This is a genomic window from Sodaliphilus sp., assembly GCF_045598405.1.
GTDB classification, from domain to species: Bacteria; Bacteroidota; Bacteroidia; order Bacteroidales; family Muribaculaceae; genus Sodaliphilus; species Sodaliphilus limicaballi.
In genome coordinates, this window is sequence record NZ_JAZLLZ010000160.1 from 21401 (window position 1) to 41147 (window position 19747).

33 protein-coding genes and 1 pseudogene are annotated in these 19747 nt (G+C 47.3%); 33 read left to right on the plus strand and 1 reads right to left on the minus strand.

What is annotated here, in order from left to right; translation table 11 throughout:
* The first annotated feature begins 2 nt into the window (after window positions 1–2).
* The 33 genes and pseudogenes from rpsJ (at window position 3) to ACKI3C_RS11265 (ending at window position 19273) form a co-directional block, all read left to right on the plus strand.
* Entirely contained in the window at window positions 3–308 is a 306-nt protein-coding gene (rpsJ, locus tag ACKI3C_RS11105) for a 30S ribosomal protein S10 (RefSeq protein ID WP_407405018.1), read from the plus strand.
* Window positions 309–383: 75 nt separating this feature from the next.
* Window positions 384–1001 carry a 50S ribosomal protein L3 gene (rplC, locus tag ACKI3C_RS11110; protein WP_407405020.1) on the plus strand — a complete coding sequence of 206 codons (618 nt, stop codon included), beginning with the start codon at window positions 384–386 and terminating at the stop codon, window positions 999–1001.
* Window positions 1001–1627, plus strand: coding sequence for a 50S ribosomal protein L4 (gene rplD / locus ACKI3C_RS11115; RefSeq protein WP_407405022.1), 627 nt, complete (start codon window positions 1001–1003; stop codon window positions 1625–1627). The genes rplC and rplD overlap by 1 nt, the downstream gene beginning before the upstream one ends.
* A gap of 19 nt (window positions 1628–1646) precedes the next feature.
* Window positions 1647–1937 carry a 50S ribosomal protein L23 gene (gene rplW, locus ACKI3C_RS11120; RefSeq protein ID WP_407405024.1) on the plus strand — a complete coding sequence of 97 codons (291 nt, stop codon included), beginning with the start codon at window positions 1647–1649 and terminating at the stop codon, window positions 1935–1937.
* 9 nt (window positions 1938–1946) lie between these two features.
* The gene (rplB, locus tag ACKI3C_RS11125; RefSeq protein WP_407405026.1) at window positions 1947–2771 is read left to right on the plus strand and encodes a 50S ribosomal protein L2; all 825 of its coding nucleotides are present in this window, start codon (window positions 1947–1949) and stop codon (window positions 2769–2771) included.
* A gap of 26 nt (window positions 2772–2797) precedes the next feature.
* Complete coding sequence (gene rpsS / locus ACKI3C_RS11130; protein WP_407405028.1) at window positions 2798–3067, plus strand: 30S ribosomal protein S19; 270 nt, start codon at window positions 2798–2800, stop codon at window positions 3065–3067.
* A gap of 47 nt (window positions 3068–3114) precedes the next feature.
* Window positions 3115–3525: a 50S ribosomal protein L22 gene (gene rplV / locus ACKI3C_RS11135; RefSeq protein ID WP_407405030.1), complete on the plus strand. Its 411-nt coding sequence runs from the start codon at window positions 3115–3117 to the stop codon at window positions 3523–3525.
* A 3-nt stretch (window positions 3526–3528) separates the two neighbouring features.
* The gene (gene rpsC, locus ACKI3C_RS11140) at window positions 3529–4254 is read left to right on the plus strand and encodes a 30S ribosomal protein S3 (protein ID WP_407405032.1); all 726 of its coding nucleotides are present in this window, start codon (window positions 3529–3531) and stop codon (window positions 4252–4254) included.
* Window positions 4255–4277: 23 nt separating this feature from the next.
* Window positions 4278–4709 carry a 50S ribosomal protein L16 gene (gene rplP / locus ACKI3C_RS11145; RefSeq protein ID WP_407405034.1) on the plus strand — a complete coding sequence of 144 codons (432 nt, stop codon included), beginning with the start codon at window positions 4278–4280 and terminating at the stop codon, window positions 4707–4709.
* Window positions 4710–4720: 11 nt separating this feature from the next.
* A complete protein-coding gene (rpmC, locus tag ACKI3C_RS11150; RefSeq protein ID WP_407405036.1) occupies window positions 4721–4918 on the plus strand; it encodes a 50S ribosomal protein L29 in 198 nt (65 codons plus the stop codon).
* Window positions 4918–5187, plus strand: a complete 270-nt coding sequence (gene rpsQ / locus ACKI3C_RS11155) for a 30S ribosomal protein S17 (protein WP_407405083.1) — start codon at window positions 4918–4920, stop codon at window positions 5185–5187. Before rpmC ends, rpsQ begins: the two co-directional genes overlap by 1 nt.
* 8 nt (window positions 5188–5195) lie before the next feature.
* On the plus strand, window positions 5196–5561 hold the full coding sequence (gene rplN / locus ACKI3C_RS11160) for a 50S ribosomal protein L14 (RefSeq protein WP_407405038.1): 366 nt from the start codon (window positions 5196–5198) through the stop codon (window positions 5559–5561).
* A 28-nt stretch (window positions 5562–5589) separates the two neighbouring features.
* Window positions 5590–5910: a 50S ribosomal protein L24 gene (gene rplX / locus ACKI3C_RS11165; RefSeq protein WP_407405040.1), complete on the plus strand. Its 321-nt coding sequence runs from the start codon at window positions 5590–5592 to the stop codon at window positions 5908–5910.
* Window positions 5910–6452 (plus strand): 50S ribosomal protein L5, encoded by a 543-nt coding sequence (gene rplE / locus ACKI3C_RS11170; RefSeq protein WP_407405042.1) that lies wholly within the window; start codon window positions 5910–5912, stop codon window positions 6450–6452. The genes rplX and rplE overlap by 1 nt, the downstream gene beginning before the upstream one ends.
* A 13-nt stretch (window positions 6453–6465) precedes the next feature.
* Window positions 6466–6768, plus strand: coding sequence for a 30S ribosomal protein S14 (gene rpsN, locus ACKI3C_RS11175; RefSeq protein WP_407405044.1), 303 nt, complete (start codon window positions 6466–6468; stop codon window positions 6766–6768).
* A gap of 112 nt (window positions 6769–6880) precedes the next feature.
* On the plus strand, window positions 6881–7279 hold the full coding sequence (gene rpsH, locus ACKI3C_RS11180) for a 30S ribosomal protein S8 (RefSeq protein ID WP_407405046.1): 399 nt from the start codon (window positions 6881–6883) through the stop codon (window positions 7277–7279).
* Window positions 7280–7297: 18 nt separating this feature from the next.
* Entirely contained in the window at window positions 7298–7852 is a 555-nt protein-coding gene (gene rplF / locus ACKI3C_RS11185) for a 50S ribosomal protein L6 (protein ID WP_407405048.1), read from the plus strand.
* A 13-nt stretch (window positions 7853–7865) separates the two neighbouring features.
* Window positions 7866–8207, plus strand: a complete 342-nt coding sequence (gene rplR, locus ACKI3C_RS11190; protein ID WP_407405050.1) for a 50S ribosomal protein L18 — start codon at window positions 7866–7868, stop codon at window positions 8205–8207.
* 6 nt (window positions 8208–8213) lie between these two features.
* Window positions 8214–8732 carry a 30S ribosomal protein S5 gene (gene rpsE, locus ACKI3C_RS11195; RefSeq protein ID WP_407405052.1) on the plus strand — a complete coding sequence of 173 codons (519 nt, stop codon included), beginning with the start codon at window positions 8214–8216 and terminating at the stop codon, window positions 8730–8732.
* A 12-nt stretch (window positions 8733–8744) separates the two neighbouring features.
* Window positions 8745–8930, plus strand: a complete 186-nt coding sequence (gene rpmD / locus ACKI3C_RS11200) for a 50S ribosomal protein L30 (RefSeq protein WP_407405054.1) — start codon at window positions 8745–8747, stop codon at window positions 8928–8930.
* Between the two features lie 19 nt (window positions 8931–8949).
* Window positions 8950–9396, plus strand: a complete 447-nt coding sequence (rplO, locus tag ACKI3C_RS11205; RefSeq protein WP_407405056.1) for a 50S ribosomal protein L15 — start codon at window positions 8950–8952, stop codon at window positions 9394–9396.
* A 2-nt stretch (window positions 9397–9398) separates the two neighbouring features.
* On the plus strand, window positions 9399–10739 hold the full coding sequence (secY, locus tag ACKI3C_RS11210; protein WP_407405085.1) for a preprotein translocase subunit SecY: 1341 nt from the start codon (window positions 9399–9401) through the stop codon (window positions 10737–10739).
* A gap of 30 nt (window positions 10740–10769) precedes the next feature.
* Complete coding sequence (gene map / locus ACKI3C_RS11215; protein ID WP_407405059.1) at window positions 10770–11555, plus strand: type I methionyl aminopeptidase; 786 nt, start codon at window positions 10770–10772, stop codon at window positions 11553–11555.
* Window positions 11556–11588: 33 nt separating this feature from the next.
* The gene (gene infA / locus ACKI3C_RS11220; RefSeq protein WP_407405061.1) at window positions 11589–11807 is read left to right on the plus strand and encodes a translation initiation factor IF-1; all 219 of its coding nucleotides are present in this window, start codon (window positions 11589–11591) and stop codon (window positions 11805–11807) included.
* Between the two features lie 16 nt (window positions 11808–11823).
* Window positions 11824–11940, plus strand: coding sequence for a type B 50S ribosomal protein L36 (gene ykgO / locus ACKI3C_RS11225; RefSeq protein ID WP_407405063.1), 117 nt, complete (start codon window positions 11824–11826; stop codon window positions 11938–11940).
* 110 nt (window positions 11941–12050) lie between these two features.
* Window positions 12051–12431 carry a 30S ribosomal protein S13 gene (gene rpsM, locus ACKI3C_RS11230; protein ID WP_407405065.1) on the plus strand — a complete coding sequence of 127 codons (381 nt, stop codon included), beginning with the start codon at window positions 12051–12053 and terminating at the stop codon, window positions 12429–12431.
* Between the two features lie 9 nt (window positions 12432–12440).
* Window positions 12441–12830, plus strand: coding sequence for a 30S ribosomal protein S11 (gene rpsK, locus ACKI3C_RS11235; RefSeq protein ID WP_407405067.1), 390 nt, complete (start codon window positions 12441–12443; stop codon window positions 12828–12830).
* 164 nt (window positions 12831–12994) lie between these two features.
* A complete protein-coding gene (gene rpsD / locus ACKI3C_RS11240; protein WP_407405069.1) occupies window positions 12995–13603 on the plus strand; it encodes a 30S ribosomal protein S4 in 609 nt (202 codons plus the stop codon).
* 14 nt (window positions 13604–13617) lie between these two features.
* Window positions 13618–14610, plus strand: a complete 993-nt coding sequence (locus ACKI3C_RS11245) for a DNA-directed RNA polymerase subunit alpha (RefSeq protein WP_407405071.1) — start codon at window positions 13618–13620, stop codon at window positions 14608–14610.
* Between the two features lie 6 nt (window positions 14611–14616).
* Window positions 14617–15099 (plus strand): 50S ribosomal protein L17, encoded by a 483-nt coding sequence (gene rplQ, locus ACKI3C_RS11250; RefSeq protein ID WP_407405073.1) that lies wholly within the window; start codon window positions 14617–14619, stop codon window positions 15097–15099.
* A 133-nt stretch (window positions 15100–15232) separates the two neighbouring features.
* On the plus strand, window positions 15233–16522 hold the full coding sequence (locus ACKI3C_RS11255; protein ID WP_407405075.1) for a glycosyl hydrolase family 18 protein: 1290 nt from the start codon (window positions 15233–15235) through the stop codon (window positions 16520–16522).
* 9 nt (window positions 16523–16531) lie between these two features.
* Window positions 16532–18346 (plus strand): annotated as a pseudogene (locus tag ACKI3C_RS11260) (glycoside hydrolase family 9 protein); the annotation flags it as partial.
* Window positions 18347–18406: 60 nt separating this feature from the next.
* Window positions 18407–19273, plus strand: coding sequence for an N-acetylmuramoyl-L-alanine amidase-like domain-containing protein (locus tag ACKI3C_RS11265; RefSeq protein WP_407405077.1), 867 nt, complete (start codon window positions 18407–18409; stop codon window positions 19271–19273).
* Window positions 19274–19532: 259 nt separating this feature from the next.
* Here the strand turns inward: ACKI3C_RS11265 and ACKI3C_RS11270 are convergent.
* Window positions 19533–19747 (minus strand): hypothetical protein (locus ACKI3C_RS11270; RefSeq protein WP_407405079.1); only part of this gene is annotated, 215 nt, incomplete at its 5' end.

A 19747-nucleotide genomic window follows, 5' to 3' on the forward strand; every position in this document is an offset into this window, starting at 1 on the left:
ATATGAGCCAGAAAATTAGAATTAAACTGAAATCTTACGACCACAGCCTGGTTGACAAGTCGGCTGAGAAAATCGTAAGTACAGTTAAGAGCACCGGTGCTGCTGTGCGTGGTCCAATTCCACTGCCTACACACAAACGTATCTTCACTGTTAACCGTTCGACTTTCGTTAACAAGAAGTCTCGTGAACAATTCCAACTCTCATCTTACAAGCGTCTCATCGACATCTACGAGTCTTCGGCTCGCACAGTTGATGCGCTGATGAAGCTCGAACTCCCCAGCGGTGTTGAGGTTGAGATCAAGGTGTAGTACACTGTTCACACAACTACAAAGATTATTTATTTAAATAAGAGTTTATAAAATTATTAAAAAAATTTCAGAGAAATGCCAGGATTATTAGGAAAGAAAATCGGAATGACATCCGTTTTCAGTGCCGACGGTAAGAATGTACCGTGCACTGTTATCGAAGTTGGTCCTTGTGTGGTAACTCAGGTTAAGACTGTTGAGACCGATGGTTACGAGGCATTGCAGTTGGGCTTCGTCGAGAAGAAAGACAAGCACACTACAAAGCCCGAAGCTGGTCACTTCAAGAAAGCCGGTGTGGCTCCGCAAAGACACTTGGCCGAGTTCAAAGGATTTGAAGGCGAGCACAAAGCTGGTGACACTTTCACCGTAGAGCTGTTCAACGACGTTGAGTTTGTTGACGTAGTTGGTACCTCAAAGGGTAAAGGTTTCCAGGGTGTTGTTAAACGTCACGGTTTCGGTGGTGTTGGTCAAGCAACCCACGGTCAGGATGACCGCCTCCGTGCACCCGGTTCAATCGGTGCCTGCTCTTATCCCGCTAAGGTGTTCAAAGGAATGCGCATGGCTGGACAAATGGGTAACAAGCGTTGCACCGTTCAAAATCTTCAAGTTATTAAAATACTGCCCGAGAGCAATGTTCTCGTGGTTAAGGGTTCAATCCCCGGCAGTAAAGGTTCAATCGTTTTAATTGAGAAATAATGGAACTCGCAGTATATAACATTAAGGGTGAAGACACCGGGAAGAAAGTAACTCTCAACGATGCAGTATTTGCTGTTGCAGAGCCTAGCGAACACCTCGTTTATCTCGATGTTAAGCAGCACTTGGCAAACATGCGCCAGGGCACCCACAAATCTAAAGAAAGAAGTGAAATTGCTGGTTCAACTAAGAAGTTAGGTCGCCAGAAGGGCGGCGGTGGCGCTCGCCATGGTGATATCAACTCACCCCTGTTGCGTGGTGGTGGTCGCGTGTTCGGTCCCCGTCCCCGTAACTATAGCTTCAAGTTGAACAAGAAGATGAAGGCTCTCGCTCGTCGTTCTGCCCTCACTTTCAAGGCTCAGCAAAATCAGATCATGGTAGTTGAGAACTTCACTTTTGATGCTCCTAAAACTAAAGATTTCGTAAATATTACTAAAAATCTTAAAATTGAGGGCCAAAAGATCCTTCTCGTTTTGCCAGGTCAGGATAAAAACGTATATTTGTCAACCCGAAACTTGCAGACTGCAAGTGTCGTGACTGCTTCGGACATCAACACTTATCGTATTTTGAACAATAAGATGATGGTTGTGTGCGAGGGCAGTGTTGATGTGCTTAACAATTTAAAGTAATTAAAGGAGGTAAAAAACAATGAGTATTCAGATTCAACCTATCGTTTCGGAGAAGGCTAACGCTATCAGCGAGAGCACTAATCGCTATTCATTCAAGGTATCTCCCGACGCTAACAAGTTCCAGATCAAGGACGCAGTTGAAAAACTGTATGACGTGAAGGTCGTTGGCGTGAGCACAATGAACTATGACGGCAAGAAGAAACAGCGTTACACTAAGAGCGGTATCCTTCGTGGTAAGGTGGCTGCTTTCAAGAAAGCTGTTGTAACTGTTGCCGAAGGTCAAACTATTGATTTCTATAGCAATATTTAATAAAGAGAAATGGCAGTAAGAAAATTTAAGCCCACAACACCGGGGCAAAGACACAAAGTTATTGGTGTATTTGATGAAATCACAAAGAGTACACCAGAGAAATCTCTTACAGTCGGTAAACGTAGTACTGGTGGCCGCAACAATGAAGGCCACCTTACTATGCGTTACTTGGGCGGTGGCCACAAGCGTCGCTACCGTTTCATCGACTTCAAGAGAAATAAAGACGGTGTGCCAGCTCGTGTAAAGAGCATCGAGTACGACCCTAACCGCTCGGCTCGCATTGCGCTCCTTTACTACGCAGATGGTTATAAAGCTTATATAATTGCACCCAACGGCTTGCAAGTTGGCGCTACAGTTGAAAGCGGTGAGAACGTAGCCCCTGAATTGGGAAACGCGCTTCCACTCAGTTCTATTCCTGTTGGTACTTTAATTCACAACATTGAGCTCCGTCCCGGACAGGGCGCTTGCATGGCTCGTTCAGCAGGCACTTTCGCTCAATTGACTTCTCGTGAAGGCACCTATGCAATCATCAAATTACCTTCGGGCGAAACTCGCAAAGTCCTCGCTGCTTGCCGCGCTACTATCGGTGTAGTTGGTAACAGTGATCACGCTCTTGAGCAGTCAGGTAAGGCTGGTCGCTCTCGCTGGCTCGGACGTCGTCCGCACAACCGTGGTGTTGTTATGAACCCTGTTGATCACCCCATGGGTGGTGGTGAAGGCCGCCAGAGTGGTGGACATCCCCGTTCTCGCAACGGTCTTTACGCAAAGGGCTTGAAGACCCGCGCACCGAAGAAGCAGTCTTCGAAGTACATCATTGAAAGAAGAAAGAAGTAATTTGTTGATTTAATTAAACGCCGAATATGAGTCGTTCATTAAAAAAAGGCCCCTTTATCAGTGTTAAGCTCGTGAAGAAGGTGGAAGCTGTGAATGCTAGCGGTAAGAGCTCTGTGATCAAGACTTGGTCTCGTGCTTCTATGATTTCTCCTGATTTCGTAGGTCTTACTTTCGCTGTTCACAACGGAAACAAGTTCATCCCTGTTTACGTAACTGAGAACATGGTAGGCCACAAGCTGGGTGAGTTTGCACCCACTCGCACTTTCCGTGGTCACAGCGGTAATAACAAGAAGTGATCATCGGGTCAATAAGTTTATAGATAAAAAAAAGAATTAAAAATACAATGGGTAAAAGAAAAAGAGAATCAGCTAACTTGAAGAAGGAAGCTCGCAAGAACGAAGCCTTTGCTAAGCTGCGCAACGTCCCCAGCTCACCCCGCAAGATGCGCCTGGTGGTTGATATGGTACGTGGCGTCGAGGTTTTCAAAGCTCTCGGTTTGCTCCACTTCTCAAACAAAGCAGCTGCTGCCAATGTAGAGAAACTTCTGAAATCAGCCATTGCTAACTGGGAGCAGAAGAACGGTGCTAAGGCCGAAAGCGGCCAACTCTACATCAAGTCAATCAATGTTGACTGTGCACCTATGTTGAAGCGCCTCCGTCCGGCTCCTCAAGGACGTGGCTACAGAATTCGCAAGCGTTCGAACCATGTTACATTGTTCGTCGATACTATTAACTCTAACGAAAAAGACGCATAAGATATGGGACAGAAAGTTAATCCAATTGCAAATCGTTTAGGTATCATCCGCGGTTGGGATTCCAACTGGTACGGTGGTAGTAATTATGGAGATACTCTGCTCGAGGATAACAAAATCCGCAAGTATCTTAAAGAGCGTCTGGCTAAGGCCAGCATTTCACGCATCGTTATCGAGCGCACTCTCAAGCTGGTGACAATCACCATCTGCACTTCTCGCCCCGGCACTATCATCGGTAAGGGTGGTGAAGAAGTTGACAAGCTGAAGAAGGAACTCGAGAACCTCACAGGCAAGGATGTTCAGCTCAACATCTTCGAGGTTAAGCGCCCCGAACTTGACGCTGAACTCGTGGCTAGCAACATCGCTCGCCAGGTTGAAGGTAAGATCGCTTACCGCCGTGCCGTGAAGATGGCTGTGGCTTCTACAATGCGCGCTGGTGCTGAGGGCATCAAGGTCCTCGTGAGCGGTCGCCTCAATGGCGCCGAGATGGCTCGCAATGAAATGTTTAAGGAAGGACGTACCCCGCTGCACACTCTGCGTGCCGACATCGACTACGCACTCGTGCCCGCTCTTACTAAGGTAGGTCTCATCGGTATCAAGGTTTGGATCTGCCGTGGTGAAGTTTACGGCAAGCGTGATCTCGCTCCTAACTTTGCTAACAACAATGAGCGCCGTTCTGGTGGCGAGCGTCGCCGCGGTGGCTTCCGTAAGCAAAAGAACAACAATCGTTAAGTATTTTTATTAACTGAAGAACAATGTTACAACCTAAAAGATTAAGATACAGAAGACCTTCTGACGGACATCCTCGTCAGTACAGCAAGCGTGGCAACCAGCTCGCTTTTGGTTCTTTCGGAATCAAGACTCTCCAGAGCAAGTGGATCACTGCTCGCCAGATTGAAGCTGCTCGTATTGCTGTGACACGTTACATGCAACGTGAAGGTCAAGTTTGGCTTCGCATTTTCCCCGACAAACCTTACACTCGCAAGCCCGCCGACGTGCGTATGGGTAAAGGTAAAGGTGATGTTGCCGGTTATGTTGCACCTGTTCACCCCGGTCGCATTCTCATCGAGATCGACGGTGTGAGCTTCGAGACTGCTAAGGAAGCATTGCGCCTCGCTGCTCAAAAGCTTCCCGTGATAACTAAGTTTGTGGTTCGTCGTGACTATGATCCGACACAAAATGTGTAATTTAAGAGACTATGAAGAAAGAAAACATTAAGGAACTGAGCGATAAGGAATTGCTCGACCGCCTCGACGCGGCTCAAAAGGAGTACATGCAGGAGAAAGTCCAGCACACAATCACTCCTCTTGATAATCCCGCAAAGATTACACTTGACCGCAAAATGATTGCACGCCTCAAGACCGAGGTGCGTGCTCGTCAACTCAACATTAAATAATCCCAAGTAAAATGGAAAGTAGAAATTTAAGAAAAGAAAGAATTGGGGTTGTTTCTAGCAACAAGGGTGACAAGACAATCACTGTAACCATCAAGTGGAAAGAGAAACACCCAATCTATGGTAAGTTTGTCAACAAGACAAAGAAGTACCATGCTCATGATGAGAAAAACGAGTGCAACGTGGGCGATACCGTTCGCCTGATGGAGACTCGTCCCTTGAGCAAAACCAAGAGATGGAGATTAGTTGAAATAATCGAAAAAGCGAAGTAATTTAAATTATGATACAGACTGAAAGTAGACTGACAGTAGCTGACAACAGTGGCGCACGCGAGGTGTTGTGCATCCGTGTCCTTGGTGGCACCGGACGCCGTTATGCTTCGGTAGGCGACATCATTGTTGTTACCGTTAAGAACGCAATCCCTGCAAGCGACGTTAAGAAGGGTACCGTATCACGCGCAGTCGTAGTACGCACTAAGAAGGAGATTCGTCGTGCCGACGGTTCTTACATCCGTTTTGATGACAATGCTTGCGTGTTGTTGACTAACGCTGGCGAGTTGCGTGGAACTCGTATCTTTGGCCCCGTGGCTCGTGAACTCCGTGCCACCAACATGAAGATTGTTTCACTCGCTCCCGAAGTTCTTTAATCACACTTTTAAAGCAATTAATTAAGTAATGGCAAAGTTACATATTAAGAAAGACGATACCGTTTTTGTATTGGCGGGTGAAGACAAGGGTAAGACCGGTCGCGTTCTTAGCATCGATGCAAAGAAGAACCGTGCAATCGTTGAAGGTATCAACATGGTATCAAAGAGTACCAAGCCTAATGCTAAGAATCCTCAGGGCGGCATCGTGAAGATGGAGGCTCCCATCCACATGAGTAACCTCAACGTGGTTGACCCCAAGACCAAGAAAGCTACCCGCGTAGGCTTCAAATTTAACGAGAAGGGCGAAAAAATCCGTTATTCTAAAAAATCAGGAGAGGAGATCAAGTAATGAGTACAACGCTGAAAAAACAATATGACGAGGTAATTGCTCCCGCTTTGATGAAGCAATTCAACTACAGTTCGTCAATGCAGATTCCCCGTCTCACTAAGATCGTCCTCAATGAAGGTCTTGGTGACGCAACACAGGACAAGAAGATTATCGACACTGCAATCAACGAGCTTACAACTATCACTGGCCAGAAGGCTGTGATGACACTTTCGAAGAAGGATATCTCTAACTTCAAGGTGCGTAAGAAAATGCCTATCGGTGCTCGCGTGACATTGCGTCGTGATCGCATGTATGAGTTCATGGAGCGTTTCATCCGCATCGCTCTTCCCCGTATTCGTGACTTCAAGGGTATTCCTGGCAAGCTCGATGGTCGTGGTAACTACACAGTGGGTGTGACTGAGCAAATCATCTTCCCCGAAATCAACATTGACAGCGTTAACAAGATGACTGGTATGAACATCACCTTCGTTACTACTGCCAAGACCGATGAGGAGGGTTATGCACTGCTCAAGGCGTTCGGACTTCCGTTTAATAACAAATAAAAATAGTTAGTTTATGGCAAAAGAATCAATGAAGGCCCGTGAGGTTAAGCGCGCTAAGCTTGTTGCTCGTTTTGCTGAAAAGCGTGCGGCTCTCAAGAAGATTGTCAACACTTCTGACGATCCCGAACAGGCTTTTGAAGCAGCTTGCAAGCTTCAGGCTCTGCCCAAGAACGCTTCTCCCGTGCGTCTGCACAACCGTTGCAAGCTCTCAGGCCGCCCCAAGGGTTACATGCGTCAGTTCGGTATTTCTCGTATCGATTTCCGTGAGATGGCTTCAGCCGGTCTCATCCCTGGCGTTAAAAAGGCTAGCTGGTAATCTGGCTGCTTTACATTAAAGAGAAATAATTTTTTTCTAGTATTAAATATTGTTCGGACTCTGCTCCGATTAGTGTCCAGAGTTCCGAATCAATTTAAAACAATTAAAAATAATGACTGATCCTATTGCAGATTATTTGACAAGATTGAGGAATGCGATCAAGGCACAGCATCGTGTCGTTGAAATCCCTTCTTCGAAATTGAAGAAAGAGATCACTAAGATTCTCTTTGACCAAGGTTACATCTTGAACTATAAGTTCGTTGAAGATGAAACTCCCGCAGGTACCATCAAGATTGCGTTGAAGTATGACGCAGTTGACAAGGTAAATGCTATTAAGTGCCTCACACGTGTGTCTCGTCCCGGTTTGCGCCAGTACACTGGTTACAAGGAGATGCCCCGCGTGCTCAACGGTTTAGGTATTGCCATCATCTCTACTTCTAAGGGTGTTATGACCAACAAGGAAGCTAAGGCACAGAAGATTGGTGGTGAAGTTTTGTGTTACGTTTATTAATAAAGGAGGGAACAAGATATGTCAAGAATTGGTAAATTGCCCATCGTGTTACCCGCTGGCGTAACAATTGAACAGAAAGACAATGTGATTACTGTTAAGGGTCCCAAGGGTGAACTCAAGCAGTCTATCAACCCCAACATCACTGTTGAGGTTGAGGGTAACGAGATCAAGGTGTCTCGTCCCAACGACGAGCGTGAGTCTCGTGCACAGCACGGCCTGTATCGTGCCCTTATCAACAACATGGTTGTAGGCGTTAGCCAGGGTTTCAAGAAAGACCTCGAGATCGTTGGTGTCGGTTATCGTGCCACTAGCAACGGTCAGGTGCTTGAGCTTGCCCTCGGTTTCTCACACGCTATCTACTTGAAGATGCCTGCTGAGGTTAAGGTTGATGCTAAGACTGAACGTAACAAGAACCCGCTCATCACTCTGGAGTCTTGCGACAAGCAGCTCCTGGGTCAGATTTGCGCTAAGATTCGTTCATTCCGCAAGCCTGAACCTTACAAGGGCAAGGGTGTTAAGTTCGTTGGCGAAGTTATTCGTCGTAAGTCTGGTAAAACGGCTGCTGCCAAATAATAAGTAGAACATCATGATATCTAAATTAGAAAGACGTAATAAAATCAAAGCACGCATTCGCGGTCGCATCAGCGGTACTCCCGAGCGTCCCCGCTTGTGTGTCTTTAGAAGCAATAAGCAAATTTATGCCCAGGTCATTGATGACCTCGCCGGCAACACACTCGTATCAGCCTCTTCAAAGGGCATCGACGAGGGAACTAAGAGTGAAATCGCTGCTAAGGTTGGTGAACTCATCGCTAAAAAGGCGATTGAGGCTGGCATCAGCACTGTAGTGTTTGACCGCAACGGTTTCTTGTTCCATGGTAGAATTAAATCATTGGCTGACGGCGCTCGCAAAGGCGGACTTAAATTTTAATAAATCATGGTTAAGAAAAATAATAGAGTTAAAATATCAAGCGACATTGAGTTGAAGGAACGCCTCGTTGCTATCAACCGCACTACTAAGGTTACCAAGGGTGGTCGCACATTCACCTTTGCTGCTATCGTCGTTGTAGGTGATGGCAATGGTGTTATTGGTTACGGTCTGGGTAAGGCTAATGAGGTTACTACCGCTATCTCAAAAGGTGTTGAGAACGCAAAGAAGAACCTCGTTAAGGTTCCCGTACACAATGGTACAATTCCTCACGAGCAAATCGCTAAGTTCGGTGGTTCTCGCGTCATCATGATGCCCGCAACCCCTGGTACCGGTGTTAAGGCCGGTGGTGCGATGCGTGCCGTATTTGAGAGCATTGGTGTTACCGACGTGATCTGTAAGTCTAAGGGTTCATCTAACCCCCACAACCTTGTAAAAGCCACTATCGCTGGCTTGCAGGAGATGAGAAGTCCCCTCGAGGTTGCTCACTATCGCGGTGTAACTCTTGATAAGGTGTTTAACGGTTAATAGATTATTATTATGGCTAAGATACAAATCAAGCAAGTTAAGAGTCGCATCAATCGTCCCGAGCGTCAGAAGAGAACTCTCGATGCTCTCGGACTGCACAAAATGAATCAAGTGGTTGAGCATGACGACACTCCCGAAATTCTCGGTATGGTTAACGCTGTTCGTCACCTGGTTGTAGTAACTAAGGTAGGTGAATAATTAAATTTTAATAGAAGATATGGAATTACATAATTTACAACCCGCTGTTGGTTCTAACAAGAAGAAACGTCGCATTGGTCGTGGTCCTGGCTCAGGCAAGGGTGGTACTTCAACTCGTGGTCACAAGGGTGCTAAGTCACGCTCAGGCTACAAGAACAAGGTTGGTTTCGAAGGTGGTCAGATGCCTTTGCAGCGTCGTCTGCCCAAGACAGGTTTCAAGAATATCAACCGTGTTGAGTACAAGGCTATCAATGTAAATGTTCTTGAGGCACTTGCAAGTCAGAACAACCTTGAGAAGATCACTGTTGCTGACCTCATGCAGGCTGGTCTCGTTCGTAAGGGTCAACTCGTTAAGATCCTTGGCGTGGGTTCTCTCTCTCATAAGCTTGAAGTAGAGGCTAACGCATTCTCGAAGACAGCCGAGGCTACTATCACTGCGGCTGGTGGTTCAATTGCTAAAGTTTAATTCTGATGAAGTTTATTCAAACAATACTGAACATCTTTAAAATTGAAGATTTGCGCAACCGTCTCGGTGTGACATTCCTTCTGGTGCTTGTTTACCGTTTAGGTTGTCACATCGTGCTCCCCGGCATCAGTCCTGCTGACCTCGAGGCAATGCGTAATTTTACTGATAAAGGACTCATGCAGCTTCTTGACATGTTCTCGGGCGGTGCGTTCTCTCAGGCTTCAATTTTTGCACTGGGTATCATGCCCTATATCACTGCATCTATCGTTATCCAGCTTGCTGGTATGGTGCTTCCTTCTTTCCAGAAGATGCAGCGCGAGGGTGAGAGTGGTCGCATGAAACTCAATCAGTACACTCGCTATCTCACTGTGGCTATCCTCTTCGTTCAGGCTCCTGCTTATCTGGTGAACCTCCAGTATCAGGTGACTGCAGCTGGTGGTCATGCACAGCTCAGCATGTGGGTGATGATTTATTTGTCAGTAGTTCTGACTGCCGGCTCTATGTTCATCATGTGGCTTGGTGAGAAGATCACTGATAAGGGTGTGGGCAATGGTATCTCAATGATTATCCTTGTGGGTATCATCGCTCGTTTCCTTGGTGCTATTTTCCAGGAGTTCACCGGTCGTTTGAACACGGCACAAGGTGGTCTCGTGATGTTCCTTGTAGAGATTATCATTCTGTTTGCTGTTATCGCAGGCGGTATCATGCTGGTTCAGGGTACACGCAAAGTGCCCGTGCAGTATGCTAAGCGTATCATCGGTAACAGACAATACGGTGGTGCACGCCAGTACATTCCCTTGAAGGTGAATGCAGCTAACGTGATGCCCATCATCTTTGCCCAGGCACTTATGTTCATCCCCATCACACTTGCGGGATTCGGTGCTCATAGCAATGCTGACGGCATCCTCGGCACTATCTCTCGTGTATTTGGTGACATGAATGGTGTGTGGTACAATGTAGTTTACTTTGTGATGATCGTATTGTTCACTTATTTCTACACTGCTATCACAGTTCGCCCCAATGACATTGCAGAGAATCTGAAGAAGAACAGTGGTTTCATCCCTGGTGTTAAGCCTGGCAAGAAGACTGCTGAATATCTCGATTCAATCATGTCGCGCATCACTTTGCCCGGATCATTGTTCCTCGGCATCGTGGCTATTATGCCTGCGTTTGCACGCTACTTCGGCGTCAACCAGTCATTCGCGCAGTTCTTTGGTGGCACATCATTGCTCATCCTTGTAGGTGTTGTTCTCGACACCCTGCAACAGATAGAGACTCACCTCATGATGCATCATTATGATGGTCTCATGAAGTCTGGTAAAATCAAGGGTCGTACCAATTAATTCTTACTTGACAATTTGTAAGATTTAAGAATGATTTACCTAAAGACAGATGAAGAAATAGAGCTTCTGCGTGAAGCTAACCTAGTAGTGGCCCGCACACTTGGCGAAGTCGCCAAGTGGGTGGCCCCTGGGGTTACTACTCGCAAGCTTGACCAGATAGCTGAAGACTACATTCGCTCGCAAGAGTGCGTGCCAGGATTCAAGGGTCTGTATGGTTTTCCGGCAACATTGTGCATCTCGGTTAACGAGGTCGTTGTGCACGGTTTCCCCTCAAATTATGCACTGCGCGAGGGTGACATTGTTTCGTGTGACTGCGGAGCTGTTACAAAAGCTGGTTTCAATGGCGATTCTACCTACACGTTCTGTGTGGGTGAGGTAAGCGAAGAGGTGGAGGCCTTGCTGCGCACTACAAAGGAATCGCTCTATGTGGGAATCGAGAAAGCCGTTCCTGGGAACAGAATCGGTGATATCGGTAACGCAATCCAGCAATATTGCGAGAAACGTGGTTATAGCGTGGTTCGCGAGATGTGTGGACATGGTGTGGGGAAGAAACTTCATGAAGATCCTGAAGTCCCTAACTACGGACGCCGCGGAACTGGTGCCTTGATTAAAAACGGCATGTGCATTGCAATCGAGCCTATGATCAACATGGGAAGCAAGAACATCGTTACTGAAAGCGATGGCTGGACAACCCGCACACGTGACCGCAAGCCCAGTGCTCACTTCGAGCATAGCATAGCAGTTCATCATGGTAAGCCTGACATCCTTTCTTCGTTTGATTATATAAAAGAAGTATTAGGTGATCGCTTCATTTGACAACAGGTAAAACATTATTAATATTAAGCAAGTATGGCAAAACAGACCGCAATAGAATTAGACGGTACAATCGTAGAGTCATTGTCTAACGCAATGTTCCGCGTTGAGCTGGAGAATGGTCATCAGATCATTGCTCATATCTCAGGAAAGATGCGCATGCATTACATCAAGATACTTCCTGGAGATAAGGTTCGTGTGGAGATGAGTCCCTATGATTTGACCAAAGGTAGAATTTCATTTAGATATAAATAAAAAATCACATAGAATTATGAAAGTAAGAGCCTCTATCAAGAAGCGCACTCCTGATTGCAAGATCGTACGTCGCAAAGGTCGTTTGTACGTAATCAACAAAAAGAACCCTAAGTTCAAGGTACGTCAGGGCTAAAAAGTCGCAATTTTCAGGATTGCTATAGGTTGAGAAGCATTTTTTTGCTGCAACCTTACTTAAAATTCAATTAATTTGATTAATTTTGCACAAAAATTTAAAAAAATAATATGGCAGTACGTATTGTCGGAGTAGATTTACCCCAAAACAAGCGCGGTGTTGTTGCATTGACCTACATTTACGGTATTGGTCGTAGCAGCGCTGCTACAATCCTGTTGAAGGCTGGTGTAAGCGAAGACACTAAGGTTAAGGATTGGACCGATGCCGAGGCAGCTAAGGTGCGCGAGGTAATCGGTAACGAGTACAAGGTTGAAGGTGACCTTCGTACAGAGATTCAGATGAATATCAAGCGACTTATGGACATCGGTTGCTATCGTGGTGTCCGTCATCGTAACGGTCTTCCCGTTCGTGGTCAGAGTACAAAGAACAACGCTCGCACACGTAAGGGTCGCAAGAAAACAGTTGCAAACAAGAAGAAAGCTACTAAATAATAATTAAGTATGGCAAAAAAGACAGTCGCAGCAAAGAAGAGAGTTGTTAAGGTTGACGGCGTAGGTCAACTTCACGTGCATTCTTCTTTCAACAACATCATTGTGTGCCTCGCTAATGGTGAGGGACAAGTTATTTCATGGTCTTCAGCCGGTAAGATGGGCTTCCGTGGTTCTAAAAAGAACACACCTTATGCAGCTCAGATGGCCGCTCAAGATTGTGCAAAGGTTGCTTACGACCTGGGCCTGCGCAAGGTCAAGGCGTATGTTAAGGGCCCCGGCAATGGCCGTGAGTCAGCAATTCGCACCATCCACGGTGCAGGTATCGCAGTAACAGAGATCATCGACGTTACTCCGCTTCCTCACAATGGATGTCGTCCTCCCAAGAGAAGAAGAGTTTAATATTTTTGGCTGTATTAGATTTGTAAATCTCTTGAATTAATTACATTTTTATTTTTCGCGAATCTCCTTACAGTGATTGGATTGCAATCTACAACAACCTCTCTGCAATCGCGGCTGCACTGTGGTGATTCACACTACACAACTTTAATTATTTAGAAAACAAAATGGCTAGATATACCGGTCCAAAATCTAAAATCGCTCGCAAGCTTGGTGAACCCATCTTTGGTGAAGATAAGGCTTACGCTAAAAGACCTTATGCTCCTGGTCAGCATGGCGCCAACAAGAGAAGAAAACTCTCTGAGTACGGTACACAGCTTCGCGAAAAACAAAAGGCTAAATACACTTATGGTGTGCTCGAGCGTCAGTTCCGCAACCTTTTCAAGAAGGCATCGGCTGCTAAGGGTGTAACTGGTGAGAACCTGTTGCAACTTCTTGAACAACGTCTCGACAATGTGGTTTATCGCTTGGGTATTGCTCCCAGCCGCGCTGCTGCACGTCAGCTCGTGCTTCACCGCCACATCACCGTAGATGGTGGCATCGTTAACATCGCTTCTTATAGTGTCGCTCCCGGTCAGGTAGTAGCTGTACGTGAGAAATCAAAGTCTCTTGAGGTAATTCAAGATGCACTTGCTGGTTTCAACCACAGCAAGTATCCCTGGATCGAATGGGACGAGAGCGTAAAGGGTGGTAAGTTGTTACACCTGCCCCAGCGTGAAGACATTCCTGAAAATATCAAGGAGCAGTTGATCGTCGAGTTGTATTCTAAACAGTAAAATTTCTACAGTCCATGGCTATTTTAGCATTTCAGAAACCCGACAAGGTGCTCATGCTCGAAGCCGACAGCACCTTTGGCAAGTTCGAGTTCCGTCCTTTGGAGCCCGGTTATGGTGTTACCATTGGTAACGCTTTACGCCGCATTCTCCTCTCTGGTCTCGAGGGCTATGCTATTTGCGACATCCGCATTGAGGGTGTTCTGCATGAGTTTGCAACTATCCCCGGTGTAAAGGAAGACGTTACTAACGTTATCCTGAATCTCAAGAAAGTTCGTTTGAAACGAATTGTTGAAGACACTGACTCAGAGAAGGCAACTGTCAAGGTTTCAGGCCAGGATGTGTTTAAAGCTGGTGACATAGGTAAGGTTCTTAGCGGATTTGAAGTTCTTAATCCTGAACTTGAGATTTGCCACATTGATCCTTCAACTGGTTTCCAGATTGAACTGTCTATTAATAAGGGTAGAGGTTACGTCCCTGCTGAGGAGAACGCTAATCCCAACAATCCTATTGATGTGATTGCAATCGACTCAATATACACTCCCATTATTAATGTAAAGACATCGGTAGAAAACTACCGTGTGGAACAGAAGACCGACTACGAGAAACTTATACTTGAAATTACAAGCGACGGTTCTATTCATCCCAAAGATGCATTGAAGGAAGCTGCAAAGATTCTTATCCAGCACTTCATGCTTTTCAGTGACGAGAAGATTGCCATCGATGTTGAACAGGGTAGTGGCGTAGAGGAATTTGACGAGGAAGTACTGCACATGCGTCAACTCCTCAAGACCAAGCTCGTTGAGATGGACCTCTCGGTTCGCGCTCTCAATTGCTTGAAGTCAGCAGAGGTTGAAACCCTCGGTGAACTTGTTGTCTTCAACAAGAACGACTTGCTCAAGTTCCGCAACTTTGGTAAGAAGTCGCTTTCAGAGCTGGAAGAGTTACTCGCAACTCTGGGTCTCTCATTCGGCATGGATATTTCAAAGTATAAATTAGATAAAGAGTAATTAACGATGAGACATAATAAGAAATTCAATCACTTAAGCCGCAAGAAAGCTCACCGCGACGCCATGTTGTCAAACATGACAACTTCGCTGATTCTCCACAAGAGAATTTTCACTACTCTTGCTAAGGCTAAGGCTCTCCGCGTTTACGCTGAGCCCATTATCAACCGCGCAAAGGACAACACTACTGCTTCTCGCCGTGTTGTTTTCAGCTATCTCCAGAGCAAAGAGGCTGTTACTGAGTTGTTCACAAACATAGCTGCAAAGATTGCTGACCGCCCCGGTGGTTACACTCGTATCTTGAAGCTTGGCAACCGTCTCGGTGACAACGCTAAGACTTGCTTCATTGAGCTCGTTGACTACAATGAGGCTATGCTCGCAGCTAAGGCTGAAGAGAATAACGCTAAGAAGAAGACTACTCGCCGCAGCCGCCGTTCTACAAAGAAGGCCGAAGCTCCCGTTGAGGAGGTAAAGGAAACCGCTGCTGAGTAAAGTTTTCCATTAAGTCGCGATATCAGAGAGAATCTGGTAAACACATTATATGAATCACCTCTGGGATACTCTCGGGGGTGATTCTGCTTTTAAAATAACCTTTTTTCGTATCCATTAGTTTGAATCTCCTTTGATGAAACTTTTACCCAGACTGATTTTCTCATGTGTGATTGCTGTCCTTTCTTGTGGATTGGCAATGGCTTCGCATTGCGATGTTGACTTAAATGGTGCTGTTGATGTGATGGACGTTAATGCTGTCATTAATGTTATTGCAGGCAAAACTGATGCGCTTGTCTATAATGGCCGTAGCGATGTGAACAGTGATGGAATGACCGACATCGCTGACTTAAATCTAGTTATTAACGAGATACTTAACCCTACCGACGTCAATGGTCGCATCTGCCTTGCTTATGCACCCTATTACAGGGCAAGGTTGCCTCGTCCGGATCTGGTCACTCACATTTGTTTCTCTGCTGCAGAGGTTTATGTGAGAAACAATGTGTACATGGGTTTCAAGTTACAGGGTGACAACAACCTCACTGCTTTCAAGAAAGTGCTTGAACTGAAAAATATTAACCCTGATATAAAAATATTATTATCGTTTACCCACACCGTGGTTAACAGCGATAACCGCCAAGATGGTGGATTCAGCGCTATAGCTGCAAGTAGTGCAAACCGGCAGCAGTTTGCTGCTGATTGCGTTGCATTCATGAAAAAATGGCAAATCGACGGCATCGATCTAGACTGGGAGATGCCTGGTCTGTCGTGGAGCGGTGCTGCTTGCGATCCGCTCAATGATACTGACAATTTCACTATGCTGGTTAAGGACATGCGTTCAGTTTTCGGCAGCGACTATCTGCTCACTATTGCTGGTTATGTGATGGACAAACGCAGGCAGAGCTCTGGCGCTGGTTGGAAGTACTTCGACCTTAAAGCGATAAAACCTTATGTGGATTGGGTCAATGTCATGACCTATGACCTTGACGACGCCAGCGGCGGACACCGGGGGTTCAACTCGGCGGTGCAGAGTTCAAGTTCTTATTGGGACATGGAGCGCACCTTGGCCGAGTATGAAAATGCCGGGTATGATGCCTCGCAAGTGGTGCTTGGCATACCGTTTTATGTTCGTCACAGTTTTGAGACGTCACCCTCGGTGATAGATTATAAGGATTTCTACCTCTATCCCCAGTCGGTGGGATATAATTTCAATAATTGGGACGAAAATGCTATGTGCCCCTATGTCACTTACAATGGTGAGTTCTGGGGCTCTTATGACAACGTCGTGAGCATCGCTGCCAAGGGCGAGCGCTATATTGGCACTAATCGAGCCCGCGGGCTGATGTACTGGGATGCTGGCGCCGACGACATCGACTACACGCTGGCTACTGCATGCTGGCAGGCTGTGACAAAAGTTTATGAATAATATATTGTTATGAAACGTGTATTTATATTTTCACTTGTTTTGGCTTTCTGCTGCGTGGTGGCAAAAGCTGAAGCCTGGGTGCGTATCAATCAACTTGGATACTTGCCCCGAGCAACGAAAGTGGCTGTGCTCATGAGTGAGCAGCAAGTCAATGTGACCGAGTTCCAGCTAGTTGACGACGCCACCGGCGAGGTCGTTTATAAGTCAGCGATGGCGCAGCCTACTGGCCCATTGCAGCACATGGCGGTGACTTACAGATTGAATTTCAGTGACTTCGTGAAGCCTGGAAAATATCACATCGAGGTCAAGGGCATTGCCCACTCGCCGTCGTTTGTTATCGATGGCAGCGTGTATGACGGTACTGCCGACTTCGTGCTCAACTATATGCGTCAGCAGCGATGCGGGTACAATCCATATCAGCGCGACAGCTGCCATCAGAAGGACGGGTATATAAAGTATCACCCCACCAAGGAGGGCCAGCGCATCGACGTGCGTGGCGGATGGCATGATGCCGCCGATTTGTTGCAGTACACCACAACTTCGGCCAACGCTATTTACCAGATGATGTTTGCCTATCAGCAAAATCCCTCGGTGTTCACCGACAAGTACATGGCCAACGGCCATGAGGGTGCCAATGGCATTCCCGACATCATCGACGAAATCTACTGGGGGCTCGATTGGCTCGACCGCATGAATCCCGAGAAAGGCGAACTATATAACCAGATAGCCGACGACCGCGACCATATAGGCACCAAGATGCCAAAGGACGACCCCGCCGACTATGGCTGGGGACCCAATAATGGTCGTCCTGTGTATTACGTTAACGGAAAGCCCCAGCAACGAGGCAAATTCATGAATGCCACTATGGGCGGAGCCAGCACAGCGGGCAAGTTTGCCAGCGACTTCGCTATGGGATCCAGCATTCTTCGTCCGTTTTACCCCGATTTTGCCTCTAAAATTGGTGCAAAAGCTGTTGATGCCTACCAGGTGGGGATCGACATGCCTGGCAATGCCCAGACGGTGTCGGTGGTTTCTCCTTATATATATGAAGAAGACAACTGGGTCGATGACATGGAACTGGGTGCAGCCGAACTCTATTGGATGACACGCGACAAGAAGTACATTGACCAGGCAATGGAATATGGTCGCCGCGAGCCCATCACTCCCTGGATGGGCGCCGACAGCGCTCGCCACTATCAGTGGTATCCTTTCCTCAACATGGGACATTACCAGCTTGCCAAGATGGGCCGAGAAGTAGGCAACAACCGTCTTGCCAATGAGTTCATCTCCAACCTGCGCACCGGCATACAGCGTGTCCACGACCGTGCCAAGGCCAACTCAAATCCCTTCATGTGGGGAATACCCGGAATATGGTGCAGCAATAACCTCACCACTGCCATGCTCACCCAGTGCATACTCTATCGCACGCTCACTGGCGATCGCACCTACGAGGAGATGGAAGGCTCGTTGCGCGACTGGCTGTTTGGGTGCAATCCGTGGGGCACAAGCATGGTGGTAGAACTGCCTGCCTCGGGCGTTTACCCGCATGCGCCTCACAGCAACTGGGTGTTTGAAAACGTGGGAATCCCCACGGGCGGACTCGTTGATGGTCCCGTTTATGAGACCATCTTCAGTAGTCTCAAGGGCGTAAACCTCACCGACGATATGCCGCACGTGGTTTCAAATGCCTACGAGCAGTTTCAGCCTGGCGACGTCGTTTATCACGATGTGACACACGACTACAGCACCAACGAACCCACAATGGACGGCACAGCATCGCTCACTTTTCCGTTGTCGTTCTATCAGGCAGAGGGAGCCGCCCAGCGATAATATTTGTGTAGTCAACGTTTTTTTATTAACTTTGTTGGGAAAAATAAGATAATTATGAAGAAAACATTATCATTGATAATAGCATTCGCTTGTGTGCTGTGTGCACAGGCAGTGTCGTTGCAGCAGATGCGATTTCATTGCGACAAGGACACGGCTGAAATAAACCTCTTGCTCGAGAAAGGGCAAAACGCCTCGCTCAAAACCCCCAACCAGCTTGTAGCATTCTACGCGCAAGAACTGCTCGACCGCCCCTACGTGGCCCACACGCTTGAGGGTGAAACCGAATTGCTGACAATCAATATCGACCAACTCGACTGCACAACGTTTGTCGAGACTCTCTATGCACTCACCCGCGCCACGCTCAACGGACGCACATCTTGGCGCGACTATGCATCGGCCCTTGAGGACCTGCGCTATCGCAACGGCCAGATGGGCGATTACTCCACCCGTCTGCACTACATCAGCGAGTGGATTGTGAATAACCGCAGCCGTGGCAACCTCATAGAAGTGACTCCCGATGTGCCCACTTGTGCTTACCTGGTAAAAAACATCGACTTCATGTCGCGTCACAAGGACAGTTACGTCTCGCTCAAGGACGACGAAACCATGGTCGAGAAGATACGCAAGTGCGAAATGGGTTATCGAAACCATCGCATGCCTTATATCAAGAAACAATGGCTGGCACGCAAAGACGTGAAAGCTGCGCTCAAGACAGGCGATTTCGTGGGGCTGGTGACAAAGATCGACGGCCTTGATATCTCGCATCTGGGAATCGTTTACAAGGACGAGAGGGGAGAGGTTTACCTGCTAGATGCATCTATGACGGGAGGCAAAGTTCAGATTGAGAAAGAAAACATGTACGACATGCTCCTGCACAGCAAGAACAACATAGGTCTGCGAGTGTTCCGCATCATGCAATAGCACATATATATAATATAGCCGCAATCCACGGTCGTGCACCAGCCGGTAAAAGCCGTCGATACCTCCCCGGCAGTAGAATTCCATGACGACGGAGTCGTCACATTGCATCGTAACCGATGGCCGCAGGCCGTCGGAAACAGCAACCGTGGCGTCCAAGCCCTCCGCATCCCGCCTCCGCGGCGGAAAAACCACAAGAGTCACCAGCCGGTAAAAGCCGTCGATACCTCCCCGTCGGGAGAATCTCATGACGACGGAGTCGTCACATTGCATCGTAACCGATGGCCGCAGGCCGTCGGAACGCCGGGATCCGGCCGGAATCCGGCCGGAAACCCCGGCAAATCCGGGCAAATCCGGAAAAAAGCGCATTTTTCCGAAAAAAAACCGCTGAAAATTTTGCCGGTTCGGAAAATTGTTGTAATTTTGCATCGTTTTCGCGCTGAAACATGCGCGGAGGCGCAAAATGAGAGATCATTG

Bases quoted from the DNA above. Each gene is read 5' to 3' on its own strand.
- rpsJ (WP_407405018.1), top strand. From the start codon at position 3: ATGAGCCAGAAAATTAGAATTAAACTGAAATCTTACGACCACAGCCTG.
- rplC (WP_407405020.1), top strand. From the start codon at position 384: ATGCCAGGATTATTAGGAAAGAAAATCGGAATGACATCCGTTTTCAGT.
- rplD (WP_407405022.1), top strand. From the start codon at position 1,001: ATGGAACTCGCAGTATATAACATTAAGGGTGAAGACACCGGGAAGAAA.
- rplW (WP_407405024.1), top strand. From the start codon at position 1,647: ATGAGTATTCAGATTCAACCTATCGTTTCGGAGAAGGCTAACGCTATC.
- rplB (WP_407405026.1), top strand. From the start codon at position 1,947: ATGGCAGTAAGAAAATTTAAGCCCACAACACCGGGGCAAAGACACAAA.
- rpsS (WP_407405028.1), top strand. From the start codon at position 2,798: ATGAGTCGTTCATTAAAAAAAGGCCCCTTTATCAGTGTTAAGCTCGTG.
- rplV (WP_407405030.1), top strand. From the start codon at position 3,115: ATGGGTAAAAGAAAAAGAGAATCAGCTAACTTGAAGAAGGAAGCTCGC.
- rpsC (WP_407405032.1), top strand. From the start codon at position 3,529: ATGGGACAGAAAGTTAATCCAATTGCAAATCGTTTAGGTATCATCCGC.
- rplP (WP_407405034.1), top strand. From the start codon at position 4,278: ATGTTACAACCTAAAAGATTAAGATACAGAAGACCTTCTGACGGACAT.
- rpmC (WP_407405036.1), top strand. From the start codon at position 4,721: ATGAAGAAAGAAAACATTAAGGAACTGAGCGATAAGGAATTGCTCGAC.
- rplN (WP_407405038.1), top strand. From the start codon at position 5,196: ATGATACAGACTGAAAGTAGACTGACAGTAGCTGACAACAGTGGCGCA.
- rplX (WP_407405040.1), top strand. From the start codon at position 5,590: ATGGCAAAGTTACATATTAAGAAAGACGATACCGTTTTTGTATTGGCG.
- rplE (WP_407405042.1), top strand. From the start codon at position 5,910: ATGAGTACAACGCTGAAAAAACAATATGACGAGGTAATTGCTCCCGCT.
- rpsN (WP_407405044.1), top strand. From the start codon at position 6,466: ATGGCAAAAGAATCAATGAAGGCCCGTGAGGTTAAGCGCGCTAAGCTT.
- rpsH (WP_407405046.1), top strand. From the start codon at position 6,881: ATGACTGATCCTATTGCAGATTATTTGACAAGATTGAGGAATGCGATC.
- rplF (WP_407405048.1), top strand. From the start codon at position 7,298: ATGTCAAGAATTGGTAAATTGCCCATCGTGTTACCCGCTGGCGTAACA.
- rplR (WP_407405050.1), top strand. From the start codon at position 7,866: ATGATATCTAAATTAGAAAGACGTAATAAAATCAAAGCACGCATTCGC.
- rpsE (WP_407405052.1), top strand. From the start codon at position 8,214: ATGGTTAAGAAAAATAATAGAGTTAAAATATCAAGCGACATTGAGTTG.
- rpmD (WP_407405054.1), top strand. From the start codon at position 8,745: ATGGCTAAGATACAAATCAAGCAAGTTAAGAGTCGCATCAATCGTCCC.
- rplO (WP_407405056.1), top strand. From the start codon at position 8,950: ATGGAATTACATAATTTACAACCCGCTGTTGGTTCTAACAAGAAGAAA.
- map (WP_407405059.1), top strand. From the start codon at position 10,770: ATGATTTACCTAAAGACAGATGAAGAAATAGAGCTTCTGCGTGAAGCT.
- infA (WP_407405061.1), top strand. From the start codon at position 11,589: ATGGCAAAACAGACCGCAATAGAATTAGACGGTACAATCGTAGAGTCA.
- ykgO (WP_407405063.1), top strand. From the start codon at position 11,824: ATGAAAGTAAGAGCCTCTATCAAGAAGCGCACTCCTGATTGCAAGATC.
- rpsM (WP_407405065.1), top strand. From the start codon at position 12,051: ATGGCAGTACGTATTGTCGGAGTAGATTTACCCCAAAACAAGCGCGGT.
- rpsK (WP_407405067.1), top strand. From the start codon at position 12,441: ATGGCAAAAAAGACAGTCGCAGCAAAGAAGAGAGTTGTTAAGGTTGAC.
- rpsD (WP_407405069.1), top strand. From the start codon at position 12,995: ATGGCTAGATATACCGGTCCAAAATCTAAAATCGCTCGCAAGCTTGGT.
- ACKI3C_RS11245 (WP_407405071.1), top strand. From the start codon at position 13,618: ATGGCTATTTTAGCATTTCAGAAACCCGACAAGGTGCTCATGCTCGAA.
- rplQ (WP_407405073.1), top strand. From the start codon at position 14,617: ATGAGACATAATAAGAAATTCAATCACTTAAGCCGCAAGAAAGCTCAC.
- ACKI3C_RS11255 (WP_407405075.1), top strand. From the start codon at position 15,233: ATGAAACTTTTACCCAGACTGATTTTCTCATGTGTGATTGCTGTCCTT.
- ACKI3C_RS11265 (WP_407405077.1), top strand. From the start codon at position 18,407: ATGAAGAAAACATTATCATTGATAATAGCATTCGCTTGTGTGCTGTGT.